Genomic DNA, 6,194 nt, shown 5'->3' on the forward strand with positions numbered 1-6,194 from the left:
GCGCGGCCCCAGCGACTTCCACTCCGTTTACGCTGCCGTACCGTACCCCCTTCAGGCAGGCAGGCGTGGAACCCGGCCCTTCCCGGACGTGAAAACGTCTTCTGGTGGCGGCTAATTGGGCTCTGAAAAGGCCGGGCGAACCGGAAAGAGAACCCAGGAGCGTCAGTGCACGCACATGCGATCGTCATCGGTGGCGGCGTTGCGGGAATGCTCGCCGCGAAAGTCCTGACCGACCACTTCGAGCGGGTCACGCTCCTGGAACGCGACCGGCTTCCCGCCGAGCCCGTCTTCCGCCCCGGCACACCGCAGGCGTGCCATCTTCACCTCTTCTGGAACCACGGCTTGGAAATCGCCGACGGGCTCTTCCCCGGACTGAAGCAGAACCTCATCGCTAACGGAGCACCCGAACTGCGCATGCCCAGGGACGCATTGTGGCTGACCTCGGCCGGCTGGCGCAGGAGATTCGACATCACGGGTCTGATCAGTTTCAGCCGCAGCTTGCTCGACTGGACGCTCCGCGAGCACGCACTCAGTACAGAGCGTATCGAGATCCTGGAGGGCGCGGAAGTTACTGGTCTCACTGCGTCACCCAGTGGCCACGCCGTCACAGGCGTGAACTACCGAGAACGCGGATCCGGCACGAGAACCTTGTCCGCCGACCTCGTCGTGGACGCGGGAGGGCACACTTCACACGCACCGGAGTGGCTTGCCGAACTCGGTCGACCGCTCCCGCACGAGACGACGATCGATCCGCTGCTCGGGTACGCCAGTCGCTATTACGCCGTTCCGGACGGCTGGCACGCTGACTGGAAGGCGCTGTACATCCAGGCTGACCCACCGGGCAGCAAGCGCGCGGGGGCACTGTTCCCGCAAGAGGGAAACCGCTGGATCTGCACCCTCGCCGGGGCCGGACGTGACTACCCGCCGATCTCCGACGAAGGCTTCCTCGAATTCGCTGAAGGCCTGCGCCACCCTGTGCTCCACGACACCATCAAGAACGCCGAACCGCTGACGCCTGTCAAATCCTTCCGCCGGACGGCCAACCGCTGGCGTCACTACGAACGGATCCGCGGGTGGCCACAGGGCTTCGCGTCGATCGGCGACGCGACCTGCACCTTCAACCCCCTCTACGGCCAGGGCATGACCGCGGCCGCGCTGAGCGTACTGGAACTGGACCGGATGCTGCGCCAAGCCCGCTCCACCCTCTGGTTCCAGAAGCGGCTCAAGCGCATCCTCGCCGGGGCCTGGCTGATCGCCACCAGCGAGGACCGGCGCTATCCCACGACTCTGGGCCCGCCGGTCCGGACCCACACCAAGATCATGAACGCCTATGTGGACCGGACCGTCCTGACCGCCAACGATGACCCCGGAGTCTGCGGCGACCTGCTGGACGCCTTGGCGCTGAAGCGTAGACCCGCGTGCCTGCTCCGCCCGGCAGTTGTCACACGGATCCTCGCCAACCAATGGAAAGCACCGCAGAACGGAGGCGGGGAGCCCGGCCCGATGCCCCGGCTCCTCTGACCACGCCATGACCCCACCTCCTCATGGATCGATCTCGCCCGGAACGGAAGCATTCCTGACCGTGCTCACCTGCACGTGGTTCGTCTGCGTCGCGATCCGCGGAGCCTGGGAATGGTCAAGAAGACGACGGCCGCAGCTGCTGATTCTCATCCTTACCGCTGCCATCGCAGCGTTCGGAGAAGCCATGTATGACATGCTGGCCAATATTCAGCAGTTCACCAGCAGGAACGGCCCCACTGTCTACGCGGCTTTCGACAGGCGCGTCGACCTCTGGGTGCTCTTCGGCTACACGTCGTGGATCGCCGCCATGGCCTACCTGTCACTGCTGTCGTTCGAAAGAAAGTGGTCCGCCGACAGTGTGTGGAAACTCTATGCCGGCATGGTGAGTCTTCAACTCGCGCTTGAAATCACTCTGACCCGCACGGGTGCGTACACCTACTACGGGTACCAGCCTCTCCGGGTGCTCGGAGTTCCTTTTGCCTGGCCGTTCGTCTACGTATCGGGTTACGTGATTCTTGGGCTGGCTCTCCATCTGTTCGGCTCTCGTGGTGAGATCAGGGTCGGTGGCCTCCTGTTTCCCCTTGTGAGCGGTGGGCTGACCCTGGGAGCCGGCGCGCTCATGGGATGGCCACTTATGCTCGGACTCGGAATGAAGCTTTCCGAGCCGGCGATGACGGCCCTGGGAGCGGCAAGCACGCTGCTCGCGCTCGCTGCGCTCGGTGTCGCAATCAAACAGTTCGGGCAGCCCGGTCGAAAGTAGCGCTCGGAGAGCCGGACACGTCACAGGGGGCCGGGGCCTCGTCGCCCAGACGTACGTTCTCGGGGCGCGGGCTGACGGTCGAGGACGGGCCGAGACTGTCACGGTTGGTGTGCAGCACGGAGACGACCAGGCGCCCGCCGGGACGGATACGAGAGGCGAGAGCCGGAAGGAGCCGGTGCGGGTTGATGAAGCCGAAGGCGTGCTGTGCGTATGCGACGTCGTACGGGTCCTCCTCCCGCTGGAGGTGGTCGAGGATGTCGGCCAGGAGGAAGCGCATGCCCGGTTCGCCGTTGCCGTAGCGGGCGAGTGCCCGCTGGTGCTGGGTGGGTGAGCCGTCGACCGCGTCGACGACCGCACCGTGCGCGCGGGCCAGGTGTACGGCGTAGCGGCCGGTGCCGCTGCCGATGTCGAGTACCCGGCGGCCGGCGAGGTCCCCGAGGACCTCGTCGCCGGGCTCCCCGTCCCAGAACCCCCACTTCATTTTCTCGGGCTCGGGTGGGGTGCTCCCGCGGTCGAGATGGAAGCGTCCGAAGTCGTTCCACACGTCGGCGGCCGTGTCGCTCATCAACATCCCTTTGTCTCGGTACTGGCGTCGCCCCAGGCCCGCAGGGCGTAGCAGCGCAGGCTGCCCACGTCCGTGGTGCGGACCCAGGCCCACAGACTGGTCAGCAACTCCTCCTCCACGCGGGTAATTCCGATAGATGCCTGGTCGGGAGGGAGCCGTTCGGCTATGGGCGTGACCACCCAGAAGACGCCGCCGAAGGTCAGGAGGCTGCGGACCCGGGACAGGAAGGCCGGTTTGTCCTTGATGAACGCGAAGACGAGACGGGCGGTGATCAAGGCGTAGGCCCGCTGAGGCAAGGGCGGCTGCTGTGGGGCCTCGAAGTCCACGCAGCAGTACTGCACGGGTCCGGCGCTCGGCTCGGCGAGGGCGGGGGCGACCGGGGTGCAGTCCAGGCCGGTGGCTTGAAAGCCGAGCTCGGCGAGGTGGCGGGTCAGTGCGCCGTCGCCGCATCCGATGTCGAGGGCGAGCCGCCCTCGGCCGGGGCCCGCGTGCTGGTCGAGGAACGTGGTCTCGGTTTCGCCGAGCGGGCTGTACTGGCGGCCCGACGCCCACAGCTCGCCCCAGTAGGTGGCCGGGTTCTCGATCGTCATGCCGGTTCTCCTTCCGGATGGGACGGCCGAGGGGCGGGCGGGGCGCCGGGGACCTGGTGCAGGGTGCGGATCGAGGACGCGAGAAGTACCAGGAACGGCAAGGCCAGGGCGGCGGTGCCGAGGGCGAGGGTGTTCCACAGGCCGAGCCACGTACCGGCGGCCCCCGGCGAGGAGAGCAGCGAGTGGGCGGGTGCCGTAGGTGATCCACTGGCCGGTGGCAAGCATGCGGCCCTGCATGCCGGGCTCGCATACGGCCTGGCGGATGCTGCGCTGAGTCGAGCCTTGCGCAGTGGAGGCCGCGAGCTGGACGAACAGACCCGCGGCGATGGCCACCTGCCCAGCAGCTGGGTCAATCCGTCCCTCACCACGAACGTCGACATCATCGCCGCCGGGACCCGCGCGGGCAGAGCGACGCTCACTGTCTTCGACTCGTACGGCTGCACCGGCAACATCATCGCGCGCGGCGATGGGGAGGCGTTCTTCATCCCGCCGATCGACATCGGTTCGGTACGGATCGACTCCGCTCCCTGAGAAGGGAGTTCACCCGGCGAGGTAGTCGTGTACGACCGCGGGTGCGCCGTACCGCAGGTCGGTGCATTGGGTGTGGTGGGCCTCGGTCACTTCGGCCACGGGGAGGTCGGCGATCGGGGCCAGGGCGTGCGGGGTGAGATGGAGGCGGGCGGGGCCCGACCAGGCGCCGGTGACGGTGAGTTGCTCGAACGCCATGCGCACCAGGCGGCAGGCCGTGAGGGTGCCGTCGGGTTCGCGGCTCATCTTGACCATGAAGAGCGGGGTGCGTAGCTCCGCGCGTGCGGTGTCCGGGTCGAGGGGGACGTGCTTGTAGCCCATGGTCGCCAGGGCGATGCGCACGGAGCCGTAGTCGAGGGTGCCGACGAGGGTGTCGACGTCGCTGTACAGGCGCGGGACGCCGAGCTTCTTGGGGAAGCCGGCCGTCTCCCGGCCCACGGCCAGGGCGGGCAGGCTGTCGAGGTACATGGACTCCAGGTAGTAGCCCGCCTCCCCGTCCAGCTCCACCGGGACCGCCTGGCTCGCGGCGGCGTGGTCACCGAGTCCCGTGGTGTCGGGCATCCGCATGATCTGGAAGCGGACCTTGTCCTCCCGTACGCGTAGCGGCTCGGGCACCAGGCGGTGCAGGGCCTCGAGGTCGGACCGGTAATGCACGTCCAGCACGTCCACGCCGTACGAGACGAACGGACCCGGCGGCCAGGCCGGAGCGGACAGCGGGGTCGCGGTGCGGCTCATCAGTTCCTGCGGGTTCATGGCGACCTCCTTCTCGCCGCTGCACGGGGCGGGGCGGATCCCACGGTCCCGCACAGGCGGTCTGCGTGATCGTTACCCGCGACGAGCGTTCCGCCGGCACCGGTTCCCCCGGAGGGGCGCCGGCCCCGCCGGTATCGCTCCGGGGATGTTCGGGCGCACGGTTGCACGGTTGTGCGGTTGCCTGTGGGGCGGCGCTCCGGGCGGCGCCGCGGGCGGTGGAGTATTTCGATCACCGCGCAGTTCCAGACGAAGCCCTGTCCCACGCCGAGTGCGAGGGCGCGCTGGCCCGGCTCGAGCGTGTGGGTTCGCACGAGGCGGTCGAAATCGGCGAACTGGTCGGCCGGTCCAAGGTGGCCGATGGTGCGTCCGAGTTCCCAGGTGGTCCGTTCCAGTCCTGTGCCGGGGCAGACGTCCGCCAGCAGCGCCAGGAGCTGGTCGTGGCACAGGTGGGCCGCGATGATGCGGTCAATGTCCGCGATCGTGGTTCCGGCGTCGGCGAGTGCGTCGTGAGCTGCTCTGGCGGCTCCCCGGGTGATGCGGTCGACGGCCTGGTCGCGTCCGAACGCTGCCATGAACTCCCGTGCGCGATGATCCGGGTCGATCCACGCCTCGGCCTCCGAAGAGCCGGATGCGGGCTGCTGGTTGCCCCGCGAGAGTCCTTCCAGTTCCGGGTCGGTGGCGCTGGAGGTGGCCAGGATGCGGGCGAATCCCCCGGTACGGGAGAGGAGCACGGCAGCGGCTCCGTCGGCGAAGACTGCGGATGGGTAGGCCCACCGGTTGATGCGGTTGCGGGGCCAGACCTCCCCCGCTGTCAGCAGGGCGAGTGGGCCTGGTGCGCGTACGGTCAGGTAGGGGGCTGCGAGGTCCAGCGAGGCCATGCCGCCGTCGCACATCGCACGGACCTCGCAGGCGAAGGCACCCGACGCGCCGAGCGTCTTCTGCAGGGCGCTGGCCGGGCTCCACATCTCGGGGCGCATGGACAGTACGGAGGAGTGGAGCAGCAGCCCGATCTCGGCCGGACGGTGCCCGGACTGCGCCAGTGCCCGGCGGGCGGCGGACACGGAGAGATTCAGCGCGCTCTGCCCGTCGTCGGCGACGCAGGCGGACCGCATGCCCGACTGCTCCCACCACTGCCTGGGGTAGAGCCCCTGGCGAACCGCACGCTCGGCCGGCATCCGTGCCGGGAGCGCCGCACCGGTCCCGACGATGTACAGGTCATTCCAGCGCATACGGATCTCCACGGCCGGAGGGTTTGATCTCCCTCTCCACCGTAGCCCGGCGACGGTGGACCCGGGGTCCACTGATCAGCCCCCCGACCAGTGGAACCGCTCCTCCTCTGAGGGGGCTGGCGAGGGCAGTCGGGGGGTGCCTCTATGTCCTTTGTCAAGCCTGGGCTGGTCATGCGACAGCTGCTTCGGGGACCCGTGACTCGTAGAAGGTGCCGTCGCGGAGCATGGCGAACAGGACGCTGATGCGG

7 protein-coding genes are annotated in these 6,194 nt (G+C 68.5%); 3 read left to right on the forward strand and 4 right to left on the reverse strand.

Going from position 1 to position 6,194, the window contains the following annotated elements; genetic code table 11:
• The first annotated feature begins 165 nt into the window (after positions 1 to 165).
• Together ACH427_RS31595 and ACH427_RS31600 are read left to right on the forward strand one after the other, a co-directional pair.
• Positions 166 to 1,521, forward strand: a complete 1,356-nt coding sequence (locus ACH427_RS31595; RefSeq protein ID WP_398875136.1) for an FAD-dependent oxidoreductase — start codon at positions 166 to 168, stop codon at positions 1,519 to 1,521.
• A 7-nt stretch (positions 1,522 to 1,528) separates the two neighbouring features.
• Positions 1,529 to 2,281: a hypothetical protein gene (locus ACH427_RS31600; RefSeq protein ID WP_398875138.1), complete on the forward strand. Its 753-nt coding sequence runs from the start codon at positions 1,529 to 1,531 to the stop codon at positions 2,279 to 2,281.
• Here the strand turns inward: ACH427_RS31600 and ACH427_RS31605 are convergent.
• Together ACH427_RS31605 and ACH427_RS31610 are read right to left on the reverse strand one after the other, a co-directional pair.
• The gene (locus ACH427_RS31605; RefSeq protein WP_398875140.1) at positions 2,250 to 2,846 is read right to left on the reverse strand and encodes a class I SAM-dependent methyltransferase; all 597 of its coding nucleotides are present in this window, start codon (positions 2,844 to 2,846) and stop codon (positions 2,250 to 2,252) included. The genes ACH427_RS31600 and ACH427_RS31605 overlap by 32 nt on opposite strands.
• Positions 2,846 to 3,436 carry a class I SAM-dependent methyltransferase gene (locus tag ACH427_RS31610; RefSeq protein ID WP_398875142.1) on the reverse strand — a complete coding sequence of 197 codons (591 nt, stop codon included), beginning with the start codon at positions 3,434 to 3,436 and terminating at the stop codon, positions 2,846 to 2,848. The genes ACH427_RS31605 and ACH427_RS31610 overlap by 1 nt, the downstream gene beginning before the upstream one ends.
• 282 nt (positions 3,437 to 3,718) lie before the next feature.
• On the opposite strand from ACH427_RS31610, the gene ACH427_RS31615 reads away from it, so the two are divergent.
• Positions 3,719 to 3,967 (forward strand): hypothetical protein, encoded by a 249-nt coding sequence (locus tag ACH427_RS31615; RefSeq protein ID WP_398875144.1) that lies wholly within the window; start codon positions 3,719 to 3,721, stop codon positions 3,965 to 3,967.
• 9 nt (positions 3,968 to 3,976) lie between these two features.
• Here ACH427_RS31615 and ACH427_RS31620 read toward each other — a convergent pair whose 3' ends face one another.
• Entirely contained in the window at positions 3,977 to 4,717 is a 741-nt protein-coding gene (locus ACH427_RS31620) for an acetoacetate decarboxylase (protein ID WP_398875146.1), read from the reverse strand.
• On the reverse strand, positions 4,714 to 5,946 hold the full coding sequence (locus ACH427_RS31625) for a ketoacyl-ACP synthase III family protein (RefSeq protein ID WP_398875148.1): 1,233 nt from the start codon (positions 5,944 to 5,946) through the stop codon (positions 4,714 to 4,716). Before ACH427_RS31625 ends, ACH427_RS31620 begins: the two co-directional genes overlap by 4 nt.
• Positions 5,947 to 6,194 lie beyond the last annotated feature (248 nt).

This window comes from Streptomyces sp. NPDC020379, from assembly GCF_044387105.1.
In the GTDB taxonomy this organism is placed as follows: Bacteria; Actinomycetota; Actinomycetes; order Streptomycetales; family Streptomycetaceae; genus Streptomyces.